At 53.5% G+C, this 286-nt stretch carries 1 pseudogene; it reads left to right on the forward strand.

From position 1 onward, the window contains the following. Positions 1 to 16 precede the first annotated feature (16 nt). Positions 17 to 286, forward strand: a pseudogene (locus IV91_RS18675) (transposase); the annotation flags it as partial.

Raw genomic sequence — 286 nt, forward strand, 5'->3', positions numbered from 1 at the left:
CCGCTTGCAACGTGCCATGGACAGGTCTAAGCGAGCCACGAACCCTCATTGTTTTAACGCGAACGGCACATGGAAAAAAGGCCAGAAGTTCACACCATCGAAACGTTACACGGCAATCCGCACCGAGTATGCGGAAGTAGAACGCAAGCTGGCCGCCGAACGCAAACGCGCCCATGGTGAGCTTGCCAACCAGATTCTCGGACTGGGAAATGTCATCCAGTCCGAAACCCTGTCTTACCTCGCCTTCCAAAAAAATTATGGCAAGAGCGTGAAAGTCAGAGCACCC

This window comes from Ferrovum myxofaciens (assembly GCF_000735045.1).
In the GTDB taxonomy this organism is placed as follows: Bacteria; Pseudomonadota; Gammaproteobacteria; order Burkholderiales; family Ferrovaceae; genus Ferrovum; species Ferrovum myxofaciens.